The sequence below is a fragment of the Micromonospora sp. WMMA1949 genome (assembly GCF_027460145.1).
In the GTDB taxonomy this organism is placed as follows: Bacteria; Actinomycetota; Actinomycetes; order Mycobacteriales; family Micromonosporaceae; genus Micromonospora.
In genome coordinates this window covers 1,026,935-1,049,154 of record NZ_JAPZBG010000001.1, presented here as the reverse complement: position 1 = coordinate 1,049,154, position 22,220 = coordinate 1,026,935, and the positions used below count along the sequence as shown (strand labels likewise).

The following is a 22,220-nucleotide window of genomic DNA, read 5'->3' as shown; positions in this document are numbered from 1 at the left end:
GGGCGGCCCGGCAACCGGCAGGATGGCAGGGGCACCCCGCAGGACCGGACGGAAGAGGATGACCGTGACAGACGTCGTACCCGTGCCCGTACGGCTGCTCGACCCGGAGCTGCCACTGCCGGCGTACGCCCATCCCGGCGACGCCGGGGCGGACCTGGTGGCCGCCGCGGACGTCGAGCTGCCCCCCGGCGGCCGGGCCCTGGTCCCCACCGGCGTGGCGGTGGCGCTGCCGGACGGCTACGTCGGGCTGGTGCACCCCCGATCCGGACTCGCGGCCAGACTCGGCGTGACGGTGCTCAACGCGCCCGGTACGGTCGACGCCGGCTACCGGGGTGAGATCCTGGTCAACCTGATCAACCACGATCGGGACACGCCGGCCAAGATCAGCCGGGGCGACCGCATTGCCCAGCTGGTGGTCCAGCGGGTCGCCCGGGCCGAGTTCCGGCCGGTGGCCGAGCTGCCCGGGTCCCGGCGTGGCACCGGCGGGCACGGGTCCACCGGCGGGCACGCCGGGCTGGTCCCGGCGCCGTCCGGCGGGCAGAGCGAAGAGGTGGCAGGGTGAGTGTGAACAGCGGAGGGTGGGCGCAGTGATCTTCTCCCGGAAGCGGGCCGACGAGGCGCGTGACAATGGGGTCCTCGACGCCGAGGAGACCTCGTCGGCGCCGGACCGCGGCCCGTACGACGTCAGCGAGGCCCCCGACGCGCCTCGCCTCGACCTGGGCAGCCTGCGGATCCCGGCGGTGCCGGACGTCGAGGTGCGGGTCCAGGCCGACCCGCAGGGCGTGATCCAGCAGGTCGTGCTCGTGCACGGGCAGAACGCGCTCCAGCTCGGCGTCTTCGCCGCGCCCCGCTCCGAGGGCATCTGGGACGAGGTACGCGAGGAGATCCGCCAGTCGCTCGTGAACGACGGCGCGACCGCCCAGGAGGTCGAGGGGGAGCACGGCCCGGAGCTGCGCGCCCGCGTGCGTACCCCGGACGGGCCGACCGACCTGCGCTTCGTCGGCATCGACGGCCCGCGCTGGATGGTGCGCGGCGTCTTCCAGGGCGCGGCCGCCACCGACCCGGCCGCCGCCGGCCCGCTCGCGGCCTGCCTGGACGGCCTGGTCGTCGACCGCGGCCAGGAGGCCAAGCCGGTGCGCGAGCCGCTGCCGCTGCGGCTGCCCCGCGAGGTCGCCGACCAGCAGGCCGCCGACGCACAGGAGGTCTGAGCCACACGTGCCCGGGCCCGGCGTCGTTCGGCGCCGGGCCCGCGGTGTGTCCGGTCCGCAGGCTGCGGTACGCGTCCCACGCCGCTCCCGCCGGCGGGCCACTGCGCGTACGCTGGCGGGACGGTTCCGCCACCCGCGGGGCCCCGCTGTGGAGAGGGTGACGCGGAGGTCATGACGACCGACGAGAGCCGGGGGTCGCTGCGGCGGCTCCTGCACCGGCTCACCGCGAGCGAGGCCGAGATCGAGGCGCAGGAGCTGCGCCGGGAGAGCGCCGAGTCCGGCGGCACGCCCGCCCACCAGTGCAACAGGGGTCAGGTGGTGTCGGTGGCCGGACGGCTGCGCACCGTCGTCTACACGCCCCGCACGAACCTGCCCACGCTCGAGGCCGACCTCTACGACGGCAACGACGTGGTGACACTGGTCTGGCTGGGCCGCCGGCACATCGCCGGGGTCGAGCCGGGCCGGCACCTGACCGCGCGCGGCCGGGTGGCGGTGCGCGACGACCGCAAGGTGATCTACAACCCGTACTACGAGCTGGAGTCGCCGAAGTGACGACCGGACAGCAGCACACCCCGTCGGGCCTCGGCCCGCAGGACGAGGAGCGGCTGCCCAGCCTCGCCGAGCAGATGGCCGACCAGCTCGGCGGATGGCGCGGGCTGGTCGAGTCGAGCATCCCGGTGGTGGTCTTCGTGGTCGCCAACGTGATCGGCGAGCTGCGCCCCGCCGTGTACGCCTCGGTGGCGGTGGCGCTGCTGATCGCCGGGCTGCGGCTGGCCCAGCGCAAGCCCGTGCGGCACGCAGTCAACGGGCTGTTCGGCGTCGGCATCGGCGCGCTGCTGGCGCTGCGTACCGGCGACGAGCGCGACTTCTACCTGCCCGGCATCCTCTACGGCATCGGGTACGGCCTGGCGCTGCTGCTCTCGGCCGCGATCCGGCAGCCGCTGGTCGGCTGGATCTGGTCGGTGCTGGTCGCCAAGGGCCGCTCCGAGTGGCGCGACGACCCGAAGCTGGTACGCACCTTCACGCAGCTCACCGTGCTCTGGGGCGTGGTGTGGCTGGCCAAGGTCGGCGTGCAGGCCGGGCTCTACCTGGCCCACCAGGACACCGCGCTCGGCGTGGCCCGGCTCGCCCTGGGCTACCCGCCGTACGCGCTGCTGCTGCTGATCACCGTCTGGGTGGTGCGCCGGGTCACCCGGGAGCCGGCACCCACCCCGCTACCCGGTTCCTGACGCCGCCGGCTCAGGCGCGGTCCCGGTGCCGGTCCGCGCTGGGCGGACCGAGGATCACCGTGCGCACGTCGTCCTCCACCGCGGCGGTGCAGACGAACACCAGCTCGTCGCCGGCCTCGATCGGGTCGTCCGGGGTGGGCACCAGCACCCGCTTGCCGCGCACGATCGCCACCAGCGCCGCGTCCCGGGGGATCGGCACCGCGTGGATCGGCTGCCCCACGTAGGGCGCGGTCGGCGGCAGGGTGATCTCGACGAGGTTCGCCTCGCCCTGCCGGAACGTCATCAGCCGGACCAGGTCGCCGACGGTGACCGCCTCCTCGACCAGAGCCGCCATCACCCGCGGCTTGCTCACCGAGACGTCCACGCCCCACTGCTCGTTGAACAGCCACTCGTTCTCCGCCCGGTTGACCCGGGCCACCACGCGGGGCACCGCGAACTCGGTCTTGGCCAGCAGCGACACCACCAGGTTGACCTTGTCGTCGCCGGTGGCCGCCACCACCACGTCGCACCCGGCCAGGTTGGCCTCCTCCAGGCTGGCCAGCTCGCAGGCGTCGGCGAGCACCCAGTCCGCGGCCGGCACCCGATCGGGCCGCAGCATCCTCGGCTGCCGCTCGATCAGCATCACCTGGTGGCCGTTGTCGATCAGCTCCTGGGCGATCGAGCGGCCCACGTTGCCGGCGCCGGCGATGGCGATCCGCATGGCTCAGTGCCCCCCTTCCGGCGGCGCCGCCGCCAGCGACGTGACCGGGCCGTTGATGTCGTCGGTCACCAGCATGTAGACCTGGTCGCCCTCCTGGATCACCGTGGAGGCGGTGGGCAGCGTGCCGATCCCGAACCGGTTCAGGTAGGCCACCCGGGCGCCGACGGCCTGCTCAAGCTGTCGCAGCGGCCGGCCGATCCAGTCCTTGTGCACCGGCACCTCGATGATCGAGACGGTGCTCGTCGGGTCGCGGAAGATCTCCACGTTGCCCTCGGGGACCAGGTGGCGCAGCATCCGGTCGGCGGTCCACCGGACGGTCGCCACGGTGGGGATGCCGAGCCGCTCGTAGACCTGGGCGCGGCGCTGGTCGTAGATGCGGGCCGCGACCCGGGACACGCCGAACGTCTCCCGGGCCAGCCGGGCCGAGATGATGTTGGAGTTGTCGCCGCTGGACACCGCCGCGAACGCGTCGGCCCGCTCGATGCCGGCCTGGCGCAGCACCTCGCCGTCGAAGCCCGCGCCGGTGACGGTGATGCCGGCGAAGTCCGGCCCGAGACGGCGGAACGCGTCCGCGTCCTGGTCGATCACCGCCACCGAGTGCCCACGCGCCTCCAGGCTGTGGGCCAGGGTCGACCCGACCCGGCCGCAGCCCATGATCACCACATGCACGGTGTCCGCTCCTCCCACGGCGCCGCCCGCCGAGCCGTCGCCTGCGAGCCTGCCACGTCCCCCCGCCGGACGGGGGACCGAACCGTACCGCGCGGCCTTCGACGGCGGAGATCGACCACCCCCGCGCCCCGGACCCGGTGGTCGTACGCTTGGCGGTTGTGGCCCGACCCACCTCGCTGCTGAAGCGACTCCTCCTCGGTCGACCGTTCCGGTCCGACCGCCTCCAGCACACCCTGCTGCCGAAGCGCATCGCGCTGCCGGTCTTCGCCTCGGATGCGCTCTCCAGCGTGGCGTACGCCCCGGACGAGATCCTTCTGACGCTGTCCATCGCCGGCGCCTCGGCGTTCTTCTTCTCACCGTGGGTCGCGCTCGCGGTCGTCGTGGTCATGCTGACGGTGGTGGCGAGCTACCGGCAGAACGTGCACGCCTACCCCTCCGGCGGCGGCGACTACGAGGTGGCCACCGTCAACCTCGGTCCCAAGGCCGGCCTCGCGGTGGCGAGCGCGCTGCTCGTCGACTACGTGCTCACGGTCGCCGTCTCGGTCTCCTCGGGCGTGGCCAACCTCGGCTCGGTGGTGCCGTTCGTGGCCACCCACAAGGTGCTCATCGCGGTCAGCGCGGTGGTGCTGCTCACCGCGATCAACCTGCGCGGCCTGCGCGAGTCCGGCACCGCCTTCGCCATCCCCACGTACGGCTTCGTGATCGTCATCGGCGGCATGCTGCTGACCGGCCTGGTCCGCGTCTTCGTGCTCGGCGACGACCTGCGCGCGCCGAGCGCCGGCCTGGAGATCCAGGCCGAGCACAGCGTCACCGGGTTCGCGCTGGTGTTCCTGCTGCTGCGGACGTTCTCCTCGGGCTGCGCGGCGCTCACCGGCGTGGAGGCGATCTCCAACGGCGTACCGGCGTTCAAGAGCCCGAAGTCGAAGAACGCGGCCACCACGCTGCTGTTGCTCGGCGGCATCGCGGTCACCATGCTCGTCGGCATCATCTGGCTGTCCCGGCTCACCGGCCTGCAGTTCGTCGAGGACCCGAGGACGCAGATCATCTCCGGCCCGGCCGACTACGTGCAGAAGACGGTGACCGTGCAGCTCGGGGAGACCGTGTTCGGCGGCGGCTCGGTGCTGCTCTACGTGGTCGCCGGGATGACCGCGCTGATCCTGTTCCTGGCCGCCAACACCGCCTTCAACGGCTTCCCGGTGCTCGGCTCGATCCTCGCGCAGGACCGCTACCTGCCGCGCCAGCTGCACACCCGTGGCGACCGGCTGGCGTTCTCCAACGGCATCCTCTTCCTGGCCGTCTTCGCGGTGGTGCTGATCATCGGCTTCCAGGCCGAGGTGACCAAGCTCATCCAGCTCTACATCGTCGGGGTGTTCGTCTCGTTCACGCTCTCCCAGGCCGGCATGATCCGGCACTGGAACCGGCACCTGCGCCGTGAGCGCGACCCGGAGGCGCGCCGGCGGATGGTCCGCTCCCGGGCGATCAACACGTTCGGCATGGTCATGACCGGCGTGGTGCTGATCATCGTGCTGGCCACGAAGTTCCTGCTCGGCGCGTGGATCGCGATCGTCGCGATGGCGATGATGTACGTGGTGATGCTCGGCATCCGCCGGCACTACGACCGGATCGCCGAGGAACTGGAGCCGACCGAGCAGCGGGGTGTGCTGCCCGCCCGCAACCACGCCATCGTGCTGGTCAGCAAGCTGCACAAGCCGACGCTGCGGGCCGTCGCGTACGCCCGGGCCACCCGGCCGGACACGCTCACCGCGGTCACCGTGAACGTGGACGAGCAGGACACCCGCGACCTCCAGGCCGACTGGGAGCGCCGGGAACTGCCGGTGCCGCTCACCGTGATCGACTCCCCGTACCGGGAGATCACCCGCCCGATTCTCAACTTCGTCGCGTCGGTGCGCCGGGAGTCGCCCCGCGACGTGGTCACCGTCTTCATTCCCGAGTACGTGGTGGGGCGCTGGTGGGAGAACCTGCTGCACAACCAGAGCGCGCTGCGGCTCAAGGGGCGGCTGCTGTTCGAGCCGGGTGTGATGGTGACCAGCGTGCCGTGGCAGCTCGCCTCCACCGCCGGCAAGAACCTGGACCGGCTGGACGCCACGCTGAGCCGCGGCCCGGCGCGCGGCCCCCGGGTCGCGCCGCAGAGCACGCTGCCGCCGCCGGTGACGTCCACGCCCTCCGGGGAAAGGGAGGAGCGCTCGTGAGCGCCGACAAGCGTCCCGGTCCGGTGACCTCGCGCCCCGGCCTCGCGTCGGCCGAGCGCCCCGGTCCCGCGTCGGCGGAGCGCTCTGGTCCCGCGTCGGGGGAGCGCCCCGGTCCCGCGTCGGCGGACCGGCCCGGGCTGGAGGAGGCCGAGCGGGTCGAGCTGACCGTCGACGCGGTCGCGCCGGGCGGGCACTGCGTGGCCCGGGTCGGCGGGCAGGTGGTCTTCGTCCGGCACGCGCTGCCCGGCGAGCGGGTCGTGGCCGAGGTGACCGAACTGCACCGGGGCTTCGCCCGCGCCGACGCGGTGGAGATCCTGGACGCCTCGCCGGACCGGGTGAGGCCGCCGTGCCCGTACGCCCGGCCCGGCGCGTGCGGCGGCTGCGACCTCCAGCACGTCGCCCCGGCCGCCCAGCTCGACTGGAAGCTGGCAGTGGTGCGCGAACAGCTCACCCGGCTGGGCGGCCTCACCGCCGAGCAGGTGGACGCGCTCGGCGTACGCGTCGAGGCACTGCCCGGCGGGCCGCTGGGCTGGCGTTCCCGGGTCCGCTACGCGGTCGACGCGGCCGGCCGGGCCGGGCTGCTCAAGCACCGCTCGCACGAGGTGGTGCCGATCGAGCGGTGCCTGATCGCGCACCCGGCGATCCAGGAGCTGCCGGTGCTCCCGCCCACCGGCGCCCGCTGGCCGGACGCCGACGCGGTGGAGACGGTCGCCAGCACCGGCGGGGACGTCGCCGTGGTCGCGTACACCGATGGGGTTCCGGCGACCGTGAGCGGGCCGGAGCGGGTCCGGGAGACGGCGGCCGGGCGGGCCTTCACGCTGCCCGCCTCCGGGTTCTGGCAGGTGCACCCGGCCGCGGCGGACGCGCTGACCGGCGCGGTCCTCGACCTGCTCGAGCCGCAGCCGGGCGAGACGGCCTGGGACCTGTACGGCGGCGCGGGACTGTTCGCCGCCGCGCTCGCGGAACGGGTCGCCGGGGCCCGGGTGACGCTCGTCGAGTCGGCGCCGGACGGCGTCGCCGCGGCCCGGGAGAACCTGGCCGACCTGCGCGGCGTCGAGGTGGTCGCGGCGCGGGTGGAGACCGCGCTGGCCCGGCGCCGGATCACCGGACCGGTCGACCTGGTGGTGCTCGACCCGCCGCGCTCCGGCGCGGGAGCGCCAGTGGTGCGCGCTGTGGTGGCCGCCGGGCCGCGCGCCGTCGCCTACGTGGCCTGCGACCCGGCCGCCTTCGCCCGGGACGTGCGCACGTTCACCGACGCGGGGTGGCGGCTGACCGAGCTGCGCGGGTACGACCTGTTCCCGATGACCCAGCATGTGGAGCTGGTGGGCCTGTTCCTGCCTGGCTAGCCTGACCCGATGAAGATCGTCGGGTTGATGTCTGGCACGTCGTACGACGGGGTGGACGTGGTGGCGGCCGAGTTCACCGCCGACGGGGACACGCTGCGGCTGCGGCCGCTCGGGCACCGGGAGCTGACGTACCCGGACGACCTGCGGGCCGAGATCGGCGCGCTGCTACCCCCGGCGGCCACCACGATCGAGGCGGTCTGCCGGCTGGACAACCGGCTCGGCGAGGTGTTCGCCGAGGCGGCGGCGGCCGGCGTCGAGCTGGCCGGAGGCGCCGTCGACGCGGTCGTGTCGCCCGGGCAGACGGTCTTCCACTGGGTCGAGGACGGCCGGGTGCGCGGCACGCTCCAGCTCGGCGCGCCGGCCCGGGTGGCCGCCCGGGTGGGCGTACCGGTGCTGCACGACCTGCGCTCGGCGGACGTCGCGGCCGGCGGCCAGGGCGCGCCGCTCGTCCCGGCGTTCGACGCGCTGCTGCTCGACCCGGCCTCCTCCCCGCGCGCAGCGCGGGGCCCGGCCGGCACCGGCGCGCGGGCCGCGTTGAACCTCGGCGGGATCGCGAACCTCACCGTGGTCGCGCCCGGCGCGCCCGTCCTCGGGTACGACGTGGGCCCGGCCAACGCGCTGCTGGACGCCGCCGCCCGGCGCTTCCTGGACCGGCCGTGCGACGTCGACGGGGCACGTGCCGCGGCCGGCCGGGTGCACGAAGGGCTGCTGGCCCAGCTGCTCGCCGAGCCGTACTACGCCGCGCCGCCACCCAAGTCGACAGGCAAGGAGCTGTTCCACGGCGGCTACCTGGACGCCGCGCTGGACGCGATCGGCGAGCCGGTGGCCGCCGACGACGTGCTGGCCACGCTCACCGAGCTGACCGCCCGCACGGTGGCGGACGCCTGCGACCGGCACCGGGTCACCGAGGTGGTGGCCGCCGGCGGGGGAGTGCGCAATCCCACACTCCGGGCGCGGCTGGCGGCGCTCGGGGAGGGGCGCTGGCGGCTGCGGACCACCGACGAGCTGGGCGTCCCGGCCCAGGCCAAGGAGGCGTACGCGTTCGCGCTGCTCGGCTGGCTGTCCTGGCACGGGCTACCAGGCGCGGTGCCGTCGGTGACCGGGGCGTCCCGGGCCGCCGTGCTCGGCTCCTGGACCCCGGCGGGCCCGTCCGTCACCGCGCCCCGCCCACCCGCGCCCCGCCGGCTGGTGGTCGACGCCTGACCCGGGTCGATGCACGGCCGGGCTGCGGACTGTCGCACGGCCGATAGACTCTCCGGTCATGAGTGTTGAAGAGGGCACGGCCAACCACGGTCGGCTGCTGGGCACCGTCCACGGCCCGCAGGACGTGAAGCGGATGACCGCCGAGCAGCTGGACATCCTCGCCGCCGAGATCCGTGACTTCCTGATCGCCAAGGTCTCCCGCACCGGCGGCCACGTCGGCCCCAACCTCGGTGTGGTCGAGCTGACCCTGGCGATGCACCGGGTCTTCGACTCCCCGCGCGACCGGCTGCTCTTCGACACCGGCCACCAGGCGTACGTGCACAAGATCCTCACCGGCCGGCAGGAGGGCTTCGACAAGCTCCGCCAGCGCGGTGGCCTCTCCGGCTACCCCAGCCAGGCGGAGAGCGAGCACGACCTGATCGAGAACTCGCACGCCTCCACCGCCCTGTCGTACGCCGACGGGCTCGCCAAGGCGTACGCGCTGCGCGGCGAGAAGCGCTCCGTGGTGGCCGTGGTCGGCGACGGCGCGCTCACCGGCGGCATGTGCTGGGAGGCGCTGAACAACATCGCCACCGCCGGCAACCCGCTGGTGATCGTGGTCAACGACAACGGCCGGTCCTACTCGCCGACCATCGGCGGCCTCGCCGACCACCTGTCGTCGCTGCGGCTCAACCCCGGCTACGAGAAGGTGCTCGACACGGTCAAGGACGCGCTGGGCAACACCCCGTTCGTCGGCAAGCCGATGTACGAGGTGCTGCACGCGGTCAAGAAGGGCATCAAGGACGCGGTCGCCCCGCAGGCCATGTTCGAGGACCTGGGCATCAAGTACGTCGGCCCGGTCGACGGCCACGACGTACCGGCTGTCGAGGCGGCGCTGCGCGCGGCGAAGAACTTCGGCGGCCCGGTGATCGTCCACGCGGTCACCCGCAAGGGCTACGGCTACCGTCCCGCCGAGGACGACGAGGCCGACTGCCTGCACGGCCCCGGCGCGTTCGACGCCGAGACCGGCAAGCTGCTCGCCGTGCCGTCGGTGAAGTGGACCAACGTCTTCGCCGACGAGCTGGTCGCGATCGCCGACGAGCGCCCCGACGTGGTCGGCATCACCGCCGCCATGGCCGAGCCCACCGGCATCGCCACGCTGGCCCGCAAGTACCCCGAGCGGGTGTACGACGTGGGCATCGCCGAGCAGCACGCCGCCACCTCGGCGGCCGGCCTCGCCATGGGTGGCCTGCACCCGGTCGTCGCGGTCTACGCCACGTTCCTCAACCGCGCGTTCGACCAGGTCCTGCTGGACGTGGCGATGCACAAGCTGCCCGTCACGTTCGTGCTGGACCGCGCCGGCATCACCGGCCCGGACGGGCCCAGCCACTACGGCATCTGGGACATGTCCGTGTTCGGCGTGGTGCCCGGCCTGCGGATCGCCGCGCCCCGCGACTCGGCCACGCTGCGCGAGGAGCTGCGCGAGGCGGTCGCCGTGGACGACGGCCCGACCATCCTGCGCTTCCCGACCGGCACCGTCGCCGCCGACCTGCCGGCCGTACGCCGGGTCGGCCCGGTCGACGTGCTGACCGAGTCGGCGCGTACCGACGTGCTGCTCGTCGCGGTCGGCTCGTTCGCCGGCCTCGGTGTGGAGGTCGCGGCCCGCGTCGCCGAGCAGGGGTACGGCGTGACTGTGGTCGACCCGCGCTGGGTGCGCCCGGTGCCGGCCGAACTGGTCGAGCTGGCCGCCGCGCACCGGCTCGTGGTCACCGTCGAAGACGGCGTACGCATCGGCGGCGTCGGCTCGGCACTGGCCCAGGCGATGCGCGACGCGGACGTCCGCGTACCGGTCAAGGACATGGGCGTACCGGCCGACTGGCACCCGCACGGCACCCGCGCGCAGATCCTGGCCGACCTGCGGCTGACCGCGCAGGACGTGGCGCGCGACGTCACCGGCTGGATCTCCGGCCTGGACGCCGCCCCGGTCGACCCGGCCGCCAACGGAGCCCGAGCCCAGAGCTGACCCCGCTCGTCGCCCGGTCTGCGCGTCGATCTTGCACTTGCGGCCCTCCTGATGTCGGCTTCGCCCGATCTGGGAGGGCCGCAATCGCAAGATCGCGGGGCTTGACGTGGAGGGAGGGACTCGTGGAGATACGAGAGGCGGGGCCGGGGGATCTCTCGGGCATCGTCGAGGTGCACAGCCGGGCGCGGGTCGCCTACTACGGGGCCGGCGGGCTGCCGGTCGGGGAGATCATCACTCCGGAGCTGGCTCGGGAGCAGCGGGAGGGCTGGACGGCGGCGATCATCTCGGCGCACAAGCGGGTGCGAGTCGCCATCGTGGACGGTGACGTGGCCGGCGTGCTGGCCATGGGGCCGCCGCACCCGCCCGATCTGGACCCGCGGACGACGGCGCAGCTCTACCAGATCCACGTCGACCCGGAGGTGTGGGGGCGGGGCGTGGGAAGTGCGCTGCACGCGCTGTTCGTGCGTCACCTGCGGGACGAAGGGCTGGCGCTGGGCGTACTGGAGGTGTGGGAGCGCAACACCCGGGCCCGCGCGTTCTACACCCGCCACGGTTGGCACCCCGAGGGCACGTCCCGCCCCGGCCCAGCCCAAACCCCCTACCTGGGCATGCGCCTACTCCACCCGTAGCGCGGCCCAGCCCTCCCGGCCCCGCCGATCTTGCACTTCCCGCCCCCGTCTTGCCCGTTTCGTCCCTATCCAAGGGGCCCAAACTGCAAGATCGCCGGGGCTGGGGCGGGCCTGTCCACGTTGACCAAGGAGTTCGGGTGCGCGAGAGGCCGCCCGGGTGACACAAACTCCTTGATCACCGGGGAGGTGGGGTGATCATGAGGTTGGCCGGGGATTGTGTCCGGTTTGTCGCCGTCAAGTTCATGATCGACGGGGTAGGCCGACCACGGGGGGCCGATCAGGGGGTGGGGAGGGAGCGGTACCAGGTTTTTTCGGTGCCGGCCAGGCTGAACGTCTGCCTCTGGTCGGTGTGCTCGACCACCACCAGGCCGGGACGGTCCACCAGACGCGTCGTGCCGGGCGGGGCGGAGAACGACGCGTCCCGGGTGCGCCAGGACAGCACCGCCAGCGGCCGGCCCGGCATCGGCAGGTGGTACGCCTGGAGCGTGGTGGACCGGTCGGCCGGGGAGGCCACCGGAGTGCCGCCGTCGGCGGGCCGGTAGACCACGGCGGTCATCGTGCCGCCCGGGGTCTCCCAGCTGAGCTGCTCCAACTCGCCCGGCTCGCCCTCACCGAGGGCCACCGAGCCGAGCGAACGCGTCGCGATCTTCGCCATCGGCCAGGACTCCGGCGCGGAGCGGGGCGCCTCGCGGTCGCCGATGCGGCGCGGCACGCTGCCGAACGGGCCCCGCTCACCGGCGAGCACGCAGGTGTCCAATCCGGTCAGCGCGCGCTTCCCGGCGCCCGTCTCGTCGCGTACCAGGGGGTAGCGGGGCGCTTCGGTGGCCGTACCCAGGTCGAGGACGCGGTCCGCGGCCCGGCCGCGCGGCAGCGACGGCGTGGGCCGCAGCGTCGCGGTCAGTTCGACGGCCCGGCAGTCCGGTACGGCGACCGGGTCGGTGACGCCGTCGGTGGCGCCGAGCACCTTGCCGTCGGGGCCGGTCAGGCGTTCGACGCGGGCCGAGGTGAGGTAGCGGCGGCCGGCCGGCTCCCGCACCGGCAGCACGTCGGAGTAGACCAGGTAGCCGGGGTCGGTGTACTCGGTGGCGTGGACGACCCGCCAGCGCTGCCCGTCCCGGTCGAGTTGCAGCAGCCAGGAGGCGGCGTCGCCGGGCACGTCGGCGGCGACGAGCGCGAGCGCCGAACCGGCGACCTGACCGGAGAAGAGGATGCCGGAGGTGGGCACGTGCACCCGGTCGTCCACCGGGGAGCGCCAGTCGCGTACCGCCGTGGTGATCGCGGCGGTGGCCGCGGCGTCGCGGGCCAGGCTGCCGCGCGGCGGCCACACCGCGAGGGTGCCGTCCAGGCTGTCGTAGCCGACCCGCAGGTCCGCCGGCTGCCGTTCGGCGACCGGTCCGCAACCCGCCGTGACCAGCAGCAGAGCTGCCAGCGCGGTGCCCGTCGTAGCGCCTCGGCGGGCTGAAAGCACCCTGATCCCCTCGCCGGTCGTCGGTCGGAAGCCCACATGGTACGAGACGACCGGTCGCCCGGCCGCGCCCGGCTCACCCTTTCGGCCGATCGGCCACTGCGGAACGTGACGGGCGATTCGGGTATCAATATCCGGCTCCGGTAGACTCCGCCGACTGTGACGCCTGCCGAGACCCGCGGCGCCTCGACGCCGACCGCCGCCGCCCCGACGGGCCACCGCGCCGTCACCCTGGACCCACCACCGCTCACCGTCGCCGACGCGCCGGAGCGGGCGACCGAGCCGGAGGCGCCGGCCACGCCGGGCGCGCGGCGCGCGCGCCGGTGGCGGTGGACCCGCCGCCGGATCGACCTCACGGTGTACGGCGGATTCCTGCTCGCCGCGATCTGGGTCACCAGCGGCATCTGGGTCGACCCGGCCGGACGGGTCGCCGCGCTCTACAGCAGCGACCCGGCGCAGGTGCAGTTCTTCCTGGCCCACTCGGTACGGGTGGTGCTGCACGGCGAGTTCCCGTTCTTCACCGAGCAGTTCAACTACCCCGACGGCGTCAACCTGATGGCGAACACCGCCATCCTGGCGCTGGGCATCCCGATGGTGCCGGTGACCCTCCTGTTCGGACCGGCGGTCTCCTTCGTCACGCTGGTCACGCTCGGCCTGGCCGGCACCGCCGCCGCCTGGTACCGGGTGCTGTCCCGGCACCTGATCCGGCACCGCCCGGCCGCCGCGGCGGCGGCCTGGTTCTGCGGGTTCTCACCGGCCATGCTGTCGCACGCCAACTGGCACCCGAACATCATCAGCCAGTTCCTGCTGCCGTTCATCGTGTGGCGGGTGTTGGTGCTGACCCGCTCGGCCCGGCCGGTCCGCGACGGCGTGCTGCTGGCGCTGCTGGTCACCGCGCAGGCGTTCATCAACGAGGAGATCCTGCTCTTCACCGCGCTGGCGCTGGGCGTGTTCCTGATCGCCGTGGTGGTGCAGCAGCGTGAGCGGTGGACGACCGCCTGGCGGCCGCTCGGCACCGGGCTGGCGGTCTGCGCGGTGCTGGCCGGGGCGCTGCTGGCGTACCCGCTGTGGGTGCAGTTCGCCGGGCCGATGGCGTACCACGGGCTCAGCGACGCGGTGCGCGACTACGGCAACGACATCGCCGCGTTCTTCGCGCCCGGCTCGCCCACGTTCGGCGGCAACGAACGCGCCAACGTCAACCTGGCGCCGAACTACTCGGAGGAGAACGCGTTCTTCGGCTGGAGCCTGTCGCTGCTCGTCGTGGGCATCGTGGTGTGGCTGCGACGAGACGTGATCGTCCGTGCGCTCGCCGCCACCGGGCTGTTCTTCGCCGTGCTCTCCCTCGGCGAGCGGATCTCCTGGTGGGACCGGGAGATCGCCACCGGCCCGTGGGAGTGGCTGGTACGGCTGCCGCTGCTCGACGCCGTGGTGCCGACCCGCTTCGGCCTGATCACCGGCGTGACGGTGGCGATCCTGCTCGCGTACGCGGTCCGTCGCGCCTGGGCGCTGCGCGGCGTGGACCGGCGAACCGCCCGCAAGCTCACCGCCGCGGGCCTGGTCCTCGCGCTGCTGCCGATCGCGCCGATGCCGTTGCAGGTGACCACGCGGGAGCCGGTGCCGGAGTTCATCACCGCCGACCGGTGGCGCAAGTACGTCGGGCCGGACCAGACGCTGGTCTCCGTGCCGGTGCCCGCGATGGGCAACACCGACCCGATGCGCTGGGCGGCGAGCACCAACCTCGACTTCAAGATCCCCGGCGGCTACTTCCTCGCGCCCCGCAACGGCGTCACCGGCGACCCCGGGCGCTTCGGCGGCCGCCCCAGCGGCATCGGCGAAATGCTGCGGGAGGTATCGTCCACCGGCCGCACGCCGAAGCTGGACGACCGGCAGCGCCGTCGCTACCTGGACGAACTGCGGCACTGGAACGCGGCGGTGGTGGTGCTGCCGCGTGACGAGCAGAACGCCGAGCCGCTGCGCCGCACCGTGGAGCAGCTGGTCGGCCCCGGACGGCAGGAGCTGGACGTGTGGCTGTGGGACGTGCGGAAACTGACCAGCCGGTCCGCCTGAGCGAACCGGCGGTCCCCGCCCCCGCGCCCCGACGCCGCCGGCCCCGCCCGGCCGACGTGCTCGTGGTGGGCGGCTACCTCGGTCTCGCCGTCCTGCTCACCACCGGCCAGTGGCGCCGGCCGGAACGGCTGTTCCACCAGGCCGGCGACCAGATGCTGTTCGAGTGGATGCTGGCCCGGGCCGCCCGCGCGGTGACCGGCGGCGAGAATCCGCTCTGGAGCGGCGCGCTGAACGCCCCGGACGGGGTGAACCTGATGGCGAACACCTCGGTGCTCGGGCTGGGCGTGCCGCTCACCCCGGTCACCGTCGTCTTCGGCTCCCAGGCGGCCTTCCTGGTCGCCGTGACGCTCAGCCTCGCCGGCACCGCCACCGCCTGGTACGCGCTGCTCGCCCGCCGGCTGGTCCGCTCCCGGGCCGCCGCCGCGGTGGGCGGCCTGTTCTGCGGCTTCGCCCCGGGCATGGTGGCGCAGGCCGGGGCGCACCTGCACATGGCCGCCCAGTTCCTGGTGCCGGTGATCCTCGCGCTGGTGTTCCGCCCGGCCACCGGCCGGGTCCGGCGCGACGGCGTGCTGCTCGGGCTCGCCGTCGCGTACCAGGTGTTCCTCGGCGAGGAGGTGCTGGTCTTCCTGGCGCTGGCCGCCGGGGTGTTCGCCGGGGCGTACGCGCTCGCCGACCGGGCCGCCGCGCGCCGGCTGGCACCGGTGGTGGCCCGCCGGCTGGGCATCGGCGCGCTGGTGGCGGGCGTGCTGCTGGCGTACCCGCTGTGGTTCCAGTTCGCCGGGCCGGGCCACTACCGGGGGATGCCGTTCCACACCGAGGGCTACCGGCTGGACGTGGTCTCGTTCGTCACCACCGCCCGGCAGAGCGTCGCCGGGGACGCCCGCCGCGCCGGGCTGCTGTCGCCGAACCCGACCGAGCAGAACTCGTTCTTCGGCCCGTTCCTGCCGCTGCTGGCCGTACTCGTGGTGGTGCGGCTGTGGCGGCGGCCGCTGGTGCGCGCGCTCGCCGCGTGCGGCCTGCTGTTCGCGCTGCTGTCGCTCGGTTCCCCGATGGTGGTGAACCGGCACGACACCGGGCTGCCCGGCCCGTACCGCCTGCTCGCCGGGGTGCCGCTGCTGGACCTGGTGGTGCCGGCACGGTTCGCGCTGGTCTGCGTACCCGTGCTCGGGGTGCTGCTGGCGCTGGCGCTGGACCGGGTCCGGCGCGGCGGCGTCCGTACCTGGGCGCCGTGGGCCGGCGCGGTCGCCGCGGCGCTGCTGCCGCTGGCGCCGACGCCGATCCGCACGGTGCCGGTCGCGCCGGTCCCGGCCGTGGTGTCCGGCGGCGGCTGGCGGGAGTACGTGCCGGCGGGCCGGACGCTGGTGCCGGTGCCGCCGGTGACCGGGGCGGCGGTCAGCCCGGCCATGTTCTGGTCGGCGCGCACCGCGCTCGCGTTCGACGCGCCGGGCGGCTACTTCATCGGCCCGCGCTCGGCGGACGACCCGGCCGCCCGCTGGGGCGCGCCGGACCGGCCCACGTCGCTGCTGCTGCGCCGGGCCGCCGAGACCGGCCGGGTACCGCCGGTCGGCGAGACGGAACGCCGCCAGGCGGTCGACGACCTGCGGCACTGGCGGGCGGCGGCGCTGGTGCAGGCCGACTCGTCACCCGGCGACCCGGTACGCGCCACAGTGGACTCGCTCGTCGGGCCCGGCCGGGACGTGCCGGGCGGGTACCTGTGGGACGTCCGCCCGCTCGTCGGCTGACCGGCGGGCTCACACCCGGTCGCGGACGTCCCAGATCCACACGTCGTCGACCCGCTGCGGCGGGCCGAGCAGCTCGGCCATCAGGTCGCGCAGCACGGCCTCGCGCGGACCGGACCCGAGCACCACCACCGAGGCCCGCCAGAAGCGCAGGTCCTCCACGGCCTGGCGGCGGTTCTCCTCGGTGATCTCCGGCACCACGTTGGCGTCCATCGTGGAGTAGATGAGCGTGCTGGTGGGGCGGTTCGGGGCGCCGAAGACGCCCTCGCCGCGCTCGTTCGGGCCGATGAAGTAGCCGCCCGGGATCGGGAACTCGTGCCCGGTCAGCGCGCTCCAGCGCAGCGTGTGCAGCCCGTGCACGTTGCTCGGAATGGGCACCGGCACGAGCGTGCGGCCCTCCGGCACGTACGGCCGCCAGCCGCCCGCGGTGATGAAGTGCGGCGGCGGGTCGATCCGCTCGGCCGGCAGCGGACGCGGGATCAGCGGCACCACGGCGGCGGCGATGGCGACGAGCCCGGCCAGGCGAAGCACCCGGCGGCGCCGCTCGCGCGGGTCCGTCCCGTCGTGGCCGTCGGCCGCGCCGTCGTCGTCGCCGGCGCGGGGGGCGGGCACCGGCGGGCGGCCGGCACCGGCGAGCGTGTCCCACGCCAGGGCGAGCAGCACACCCACGGCGGCCACCACGACCAGGCTCAACCGCGTCGGCATCATCATCTCGACCAGCGGCAGGTCGTCCGGCACGTACGCCCACGGGCCGTCGATGTCGGTCTCCGCGCCGTTGAACCGGACGACCGGGCCGATCGAGGCGATCGTGAACAGCACCACCAGCACGGCCAGGATCCGCGCCGGCACCGACCGGCGGACCAGCAGCACCAGCGCGGCCAGCGCCACCAGCACCAGCGGCCAGCCGAACCAGGTGTTCTGCTCGGTCAGCCCGATGGTCTTCTCCACCGCCTCGTCACCGGCGATCGTGTCCCGGGCGAACGTGACGAAGGCGACCAGGTCCTCGCCCCAGTTGTGGAAGACTCCGCCCTGCAACCCGCGGTAGGACTGCGGGCCGTTGAACTGGAACCAGATCGGGTACGCGGTCAGCAGCAGCGCCAGGCCGCCGCCGAGACCGAGCGCGGCCAGGAACGACCCGGCGCGTTCGCGGGCCGCGCGGGGCCGCTGCACCGCGTACGCCACCACGACGACCAGGCAGGCCAGCGCGGTCAGCAGGAGCATCTCCTCGTTGATGAAGATCTGGTACGCCACCAGCAACCCGAGCGCCAGCCCGTTGCGCCGCCAGCGGCCCGGCTCGCCCAGCCGCAGCACCCGGGCCACGATCAGCGGCAGCAGGAAGTTCGACACGAAGTTGGGCTGACCGTTGGCGTGGTGCACGATGCCCGGCGCGAAACCGAGGAACGCGCCGCCGACGAACGCCCCGGCCCGGGACCGGACCAGGTGCCGGGACAGCACCCAGTACGACGTGGCGGCGGTGGCGGACAGCGCGGCGCCCAGGTAGAGCGCGTACATCACCTGCGGGCCGAGCAGTAGCGTCAGCGGCGCCAGCGGCAGCGTCACCCCGAGCAGCGAGGTGTTCGCCATCATGTTCACCCCGTCCGGCGCGTTCTGCCGGGTGGTGAAGAGCGGGTTCTCCAGGTGCTGCACCGAGTACGCGCCGTGCGCGAACAGCCACTCGAACCAGCTGTGGTCGGTGGGCAGGTGCGAGGAGACCCGGTTCTCGACGTCGCCCCAGTAGTTGAGGCAGACGAGAACGCCGAGGAGCACATAGGCTCCGATGGCCAGCACGTCGGCGCGGGCCGGCCGGCGACGGGCGCGGCGTGGCGGGTCGGCCACGACGGCGTCCGCCTCGACGGACGAGGGGTTCAACGAGGGGTCCACCACGGGCACGGCCACGACGCGCCATCGTACAGGCGGTTCGTCACACGGCCGGTCACGGTCGGGCGGCGGCTCGGCGCGCGGGAGAGGGATGGTCGTGACCGTCATCGATCTGGGGGAGCTGCGCGACGAGGCACCGCCAGGTCCGGCGCCCCGCCCTCCGCGCGCCGTCGGACGGCCGTTCCGCCTCCTGGCGGTGCTGCTGGTGGCGTTGCTCACGCTCACCGCCGCGGCGCCGCCGCGATCCCGGGTCGAGTGGACACTGCCCGGCGGGCTGGGATCGGCCGTGTTCGCCTCCGGCGACGCGGTGTACGTGGTGCGGCCGGATCGCGAGAGCGCCGGCGGCGGGCGGGAAGTCGTCGCGTACCGGGGCGACCGGGAGCGATGGCGCAGCCCGCTGCCCGGCTCCGGCACCGTCGTGTCGGTGTGGGAGCAGGACGGCCGGGTGATCGTGGCCGGCCGGAGCGTCGACGACACGGACTGGCAGACGGTGACGTACGACGCGGTCACCGGCGCGGACGTCTGGCGCCGGCCCGGAATCGCGTTCGCGGTGGGCCGGGTGCTGCTGATGCAGTCGGCCGTCTCCGACACCAGGACGTCGATCATGGAGGTGGACCCGGCCGACGGCCGTACGGTGTGGACGGCGCAGATGACGGGCGCGCTGGGTTTCGACTTCGAACCGACCGGGCCGGTACGCATGGTGTTGTCCCCGGCGACCGGGCAGACGGTGGTCGTGGACGCGCGCACCGGCGCGCGACTGGTGGCCCGGGACCTGCACCCGATACCACGGCCCGGGCCGCGCCGGTTGCAGATCGCCCGCGGACTGCTGCTGGAGTTCCGCGACGGCGACGGCGCCATCGAGGCGTACGACCTGGACACCCTCCGGCCGCGCTGGACCGTCGTGCGCAAGCTCGTCGGCCACGTCGAGAGCTGTGGCGCCCTGCTCTGCGCCGTCGGGCTGGCCGGCGGGATGACCGCGCTCGACCCGGCGAGCGGCGCCGTGCGCTGGAGCGTGGACCGGTGGGCGGGCGTGTCGGCGGAGCGCGGCGGCCGGCTGCTCGTCGGCGTCCCCGACACCGACCTCGACGCCGGCCTGGCGGTGCTCGACCAGCAGGACGGGCGACTGATCGCCGACCTCAGCGGCTGGACCCTGGTCCCGCAGCACGAGTCCGGCGGCCCGCTGCTGGCGACACGCCCGCTGGGCGGCGGCCGGCAACTCCTGGCCGAGCTGAACCTGTCCGGTGATCCGCCCTCGACCCGGGGCACGTTCACCGGCACCGGCTGCACCACCGGTGTGACAGTGCTGGTCTGCCGGCGGCCTGGCGGCGACTACATGGTGCGGCGGCTGACGTGAGCCCGGTGATCGAACTGGGGGAGATGCGGCACGGCGAGTCCGCCGACGAACCGGCCCCCGCGCCGCCCCGCCGGCCGCCCGGCCCCACGGCGCGGGTGGCGCTGCTCGGCTGCCTGGTGCTGCTCGTGGTCGCCGCTGCTGCCGGGCCGCCGCGACGGCCCGAGCCGGTCCGGCTGCCCGCCCCGCAGGGCGCGGCGTTCGTGGTCCTGGCGGATCGGGTGGTGGTGGCCGACGGCCCGGGCGCGATCGGCCGGGGTGGCCGGGTGGTCGCCGCGTACCGGCTGCCCGGTGGGGAACCCGCGTGGCGGTTCGCGCTCACCGACGGCGACCACGTGCTCGGCCTCACCGCCGTGGCCGGGGGACTGCTGGTGACGAGCAGCCCGGCCGGGGACGGCGACTCCGTGTCGGCGATGCTCGACCCGGCGACCGGCACGCTGCGCTGGCGGCATCCCGGCTACCCGGTCCGGACCGCCTCCGGCGGGCTGCTGCTGGAGAACCCCCGCCCGCCCGGTGCGGGCACCGTGCGGGCCGTGGACCCGGCCTCCGGCGCGGTGCGGTGGACGTTGCCCGTGCCGGGGCAGGAGGTGGGATACCGCCGCGACGACCACGGGGTGACGCAGCTCGTGCTGGTCACCGCGCAGGGCCGGGTGACCGTGTACGACGCGGACTCCGGCGCCGTCGCGCACACCGGCCGGGTGGCGCCCGCGGCCGACCGCGCCGCCTACCGGTACGCGCAGGTCGTGGCCGACCTCCTGCTGGTCGAGGACGCCCGGGGCACGGTCACCGGGTACGGCCTGGACCGGCTCGACGAGCGGTGGAGCCTCCCGGTCGGCTCCCGCGCCGGGCTCTGGTTCGCCGACTGCGCCGGGATGGTGTGCCTGCGCGACCAGGTGGGCGGCGCGCAGGCCCTCGACCCGGCCACCGGCCGCCCGGCCTGGACCGACGAGCGATGGCTCGGGCTGGGGCCGGTCGGTGACCGGCTGATCGCCGCTGAGCGCGGGGTCGGCGAGGAACTGGAGCTGTCGACGCTGGACCCCCCGACCGGCCGCGTGCTGGCCCGGCTGGGCCGCTGGCGCGTCTCCGGCAGCGACCTCCCGTCCGGGCCGCTGCTCGGCCTGCGCACGCTCACCGAGGACCGCACGCTCGTCGGCGCGCTGGACGTGGCGGCCGGGCAGGTGCGGATCCGGGGGATCCTGCCCGGCGCGTGGTCCGAGTGCGCCGACACGGGTACGGAACTGGTGTGCCTGCGTCCGACCGGCGGCATGGCGATCTGGCCGGTCGGCAGATGATCACCAGTTGGCCTGCGCGGGAGGTGGCGGCAGCGGCGTCGACTCCGGCCGCAGCACGTACGCGATCCCGCCGCTGCCCGCCTGCCAGGCGTTCTCGAACGGCGCGCGCGGCACGGTGCGGCGCACCCGCTCGTCGTCCGGGGCGTACGGGTCGTTCAGCACCGGGTCGCCGCCGGCGGTGAAGCCGGCCAGCACCATGAGATGTCCCCGGGTGTCGTAGTCCAGGCCGGGCACCTGGCCGGCGGTGAACGCGGCCGAGACGATCAGCGGGATGCCGGCGGCCACGAACCGTTCCGCCTCGGCCAGCGAGCGCAGCCGGGTGACGAGGGCGTCCACCCCGTGCGTCGCCGCGTAGGCGGTGTTGAACGGCCAGTTGCCGGGCCCGCCGTAGGCGTGGTCGTAGCAGTGCCGGGCCGCGTGGACCACCTGCGGGCGAGGGCCGGGCGGCGCCACCCAGGCGTACCGGTCGGGAGCGGGACCGGCACCCCAGAAGTCGAGCACCATCGCCACGCAGGTGGGGCTGCACCAGGAGTCGCCACCGCCACCCCAGCGGGTCTCCCCGGCGGCGGCGTGCAGTCGCTGCGCGTAGCGCGGCACGTCCAGCACCCGTCCCCACGCGGCGCCCGGCCGAAGCGTGTCGTCGGCGTCCGCGCCGGTGGCGGCGGTCTGCGCGCCGGCGGTGCCGGGCGGGTCGGTGGAGGCGACCACACCCACGGTGCGCAGCACCGGACCGGCGGGCGCGTCGAGCCGGCGCAACAGGGTCACCCGGACCTGCCAGCCGGTCACCGTCGTCCCGGTCACCCGCAGCGTGTCGGCGGCGACCCGCGCCCGGTCGTCCTCCTGCCCGGGTACGGAGGCGCGGTGCACCGTGCTGTCGTCGGCGGCCCAGTGGCCCAGCTCGTACCAGCCGGTGGTGGCCGTACCGTCGCCCCAGCCGCGCAGCTCGATCCGCAGCCAGCACCCGGGTGGGGTGTCGGCGGTCCAGGAGGGCACCAGCTCGGTCACGGCGAAGCCGGCGGGCGTCACGGGGGAGGTCCAGGCGCCGGCGGCGTACTCGGCAGTGGTCCCGGAGTGCGGGTCGGTGTGCGTGACCCGGCCGGCATCGCCGTCGAGCGTCAGGCCGTCCGGCCCGGCGCGCAGCCCGTCCGCACGACCTCGGTCCCGGTCCGCCGGGAAGTGGAACCGGCGGTACGCGATGTCGCGGCCGCTCGCGCCACTCATGCCGCTCATCG

General features: G+C 74.6%; 18 protein-coding genes. 13 read left to right on the top strand and 5 right to left on the bottom strand.

What is annotated here, in order from left to right:
* Positions 1-64: 64 nt before the first annotated feature.
* The 4 genes from dut (at position 65) to O7607_RS04595 (ending at position 2,437) form a co-directional block, all read left to right on the top strand.
* On the top strand, positions 65-562 hold the full coding sequence (gene dut, locus O7607_RS04610) for a dUTP diphosphatase (RefSeq protein WP_199733147.1): 498 nt from the start codon (positions 65-67) through the stop codon (positions 560-562).
* 25 nt (positions 563-587) lie between these two features.
* A complete protein-coding gene (locus tag O7607_RS04605; protein WP_269701212.1) occupies positions 588-1,208 on the top strand; it encodes a DUF3710 domain-containing protein in 621 nt (206 codons plus the stop codon).
* 171 nt (positions 1,209-1,379) lie between these two features.
* Positions 1,380-1,760 carry an OB-fold nucleic acid binding domain-containing protein gene (locus tag O7607_RS04600; protein WP_269701211.1) on the top strand — a complete coding sequence of 127 codons (381 nt, stop codon included), beginning with the start codon at positions 1,380-1,382 and terminating at the stop codon, positions 1,758-1,760.
* On the top strand, positions 1,757-2,437 hold the full coding sequence (locus O7607_RS04595; protein WP_269701210.1) for a DUF3159 domain-containing protein: 681 nt from the start codon (positions 1,757-1,759) through the stop codon (positions 2,435-2,437). Before O7607_RS04600 ends, O7607_RS04595 begins: the two co-directional genes overlap by 4 nt.
* Positions 2,438-2,447: 10 nt before the next feature.
* Here O7607_RS04595 and O7607_RS04590 read toward each other — a convergent pair whose 3' ends face one another.
* Both O7607_RS04590 and O7607_RS04585 read right to left on the bottom strand, forming a co-directional pair.
* Positions 2,448-3,137, bottom strand: a complete 690-nt coding sequence (locus O7607_RS04590) for a potassium channel family protein (RefSeq protein ID WP_269701209.1) — start codon at positions 3,135-3,137, stop codon at positions 2,448-2,450.
* 3 nt (positions 3,138-3,140) lie between these two features.
* Positions 3,141-3,806: a potassium channel family protein gene (locus O7607_RS04585; RefSeq protein ID WP_269701207.1), complete on the bottom strand. Its 666-nt coding sequence runs from the start codon at positions 3,804-3,806 to the stop codon at positions 3,141-3,143.
* Positions 3,807-3,964: 158 nt separating this feature from the next.
* On the opposite strand from O7607_RS04585, the gene O7607_RS04580 reads away from it, so the two are divergent.
* The 5 genes from O7607_RS04580 (at position 3,965) to O7607_RS04560 (ending at position 11,196) form a co-directional block, all read left to right on the top strand.
* A complete protein-coding gene (locus tag O7607_RS04580) occupies positions 3,965-6,016 on the top strand; it encodes an APC family permease (RefSeq protein ID WP_269701206.1) in 2,052 nt (683 codons plus the stop codon).
* 137 nt (positions 6,017-6,153) lie between these two features.
* Positions 6,154-7,362, top strand: a complete 1,209-nt coding sequence (locus O7607_RS04575; protein WP_269706892.1) for a class I SAM-dependent RNA methyltransferase — start codon at positions 6,154-6,156, stop codon at positions 7,360-7,362.
* Positions 7,363-7,371: 9 nt separating this feature from the next.
* Positions 7,372-8,565, top strand: coding sequence for an anhydro-N-acetylmuramic acid kinase (locus O7607_RS04570; RefSeq protein ID WP_269701205.1), 1,194 nt, complete (start codon positions 7,372-7,374; stop codon positions 8,563-8,565).
* A 58-nt stretch (positions 8,566-8,623) separates the two neighbouring features.
* Positions 8,624-10,567 (top strand): 1-deoxy-D-xylulose-5-phosphate synthase, encoded by a 1,944-nt coding sequence (dxs, locus tag O7607_RS04565; RefSeq protein WP_269701204.1) that lies wholly within the window; start codon positions 8,624-8,626, stop codon positions 10,565-10,567.
* A gap of 122 nt (positions 10,568-10,689) precedes the next feature.
* A complete protein-coding gene (locus O7607_RS04560; RefSeq protein ID WP_269701203.1) occupies positions 10,690-11,196 on the top strand; it encodes a GNAT family N-acetyltransferase in 507 nt (168 codons plus the stop codon).
* Positions 11,197-11,473: 277 nt separating this feature from the next.
* Here O7607_RS04560 and O7607_RS04555 read toward each other — a convergent pair whose 3' ends face one another.
* Positions 11,474-12,664 (bottom strand): hypothetical protein, encoded by a 1,191-nt coding sequence (locus tag O7607_RS04555; protein WP_269701202.1) that lies wholly within the window; start codon positions 12,662-12,664, stop codon positions 11,474-11,476.
* Positions 12,665-12,820: 156 nt separating this feature from the next.
* Here O7607_RS04555 and O7607_RS04550 point away from each other — a divergent pair, with 156 nt between their 5' ends.
* Together O7607_RS04550 and O7607_RS04545 are read left to right on the top strand one after the other, a co-directional pair.
* Positions 12,821-14,728: a hypothetical protein gene (locus O7607_RS04550; protein ID WP_269701201.1), complete on the top strand. Its 1,908-nt coding sequence runs from the start codon at positions 12,821-12,823 to the stop codon at positions 14,726-14,728.
* A complete protein-coding gene (locus O7607_RS04545) occupies positions 14,686-16,470 on the top strand; it encodes a hypothetical protein (RefSeq protein WP_332367297.1) in 1,785 nt (594 codons plus the stop codon). The genes O7607_RS04550 and O7607_RS04545 overlap by 43 nt, the downstream gene beginning before the upstream one ends.
* Before the next feature lie 9 nt (positions 16,471-16,479).
* Here O7607_RS04545 and O7607_RS04540 read toward each other — a convergent pair whose 3' ends face one another.
* The gene (locus tag O7607_RS04540; protein WP_442929517.1) at positions 16,480-18,351 is read right to left on the bottom strand and encodes a hypothetical protein; all 1,872 of its coding nucleotides are present in this window, start codon (positions 18,349-18,351) and stop codon (positions 16,480-16,482) included.
* Between the two features lie 91 nt (positions 18,352-18,442).
* Here O7607_RS04540 and O7607_RS04535 point away from each other — a divergent pair, with 91 nt between their 5' ends.
* Together O7607_RS04535 and O7607_RS04530 are read left to right on the top strand one after the other, a co-directional pair.
* Positions 18,443-19,699 (top strand): outer membrane protein assembly factor BamB family protein, encoded by a 1,257-nt coding sequence (locus O7607_RS04535; RefSeq protein WP_269701197.1) that lies wholly within the window; start codon positions 18,443-18,445, stop codon positions 19,697-19,699.
* On the top strand, positions 19,696-20,988 hold the full coding sequence (locus O7607_RS04530) for an outer membrane protein assembly factor BamB family protein (protein ID WP_269701195.1): 1,293 nt from the start codon (positions 19,696-19,698) through the stop codon (positions 20,986-20,988). The genes O7607_RS04535 and O7607_RS04530 overlap by 4 nt, the downstream gene beginning before the upstream one ends.
* On the opposite strand, the gene O7607_RS04525 is transcribed toward O7607_RS04530, so the two are convergent.
* Positions 20,989-22,209 (bottom strand): peptidase C39 family protein, encoded by a 1,221-nt coding sequence (locus tag O7607_RS04525; protein WP_269701194.1) that lies wholly within the window; start codon positions 22,207-22,209, stop codon positions 20,989-20,991.
* Between the last annotated feature and the right edge of the window lie 11 nt (positions 22,210-22,220).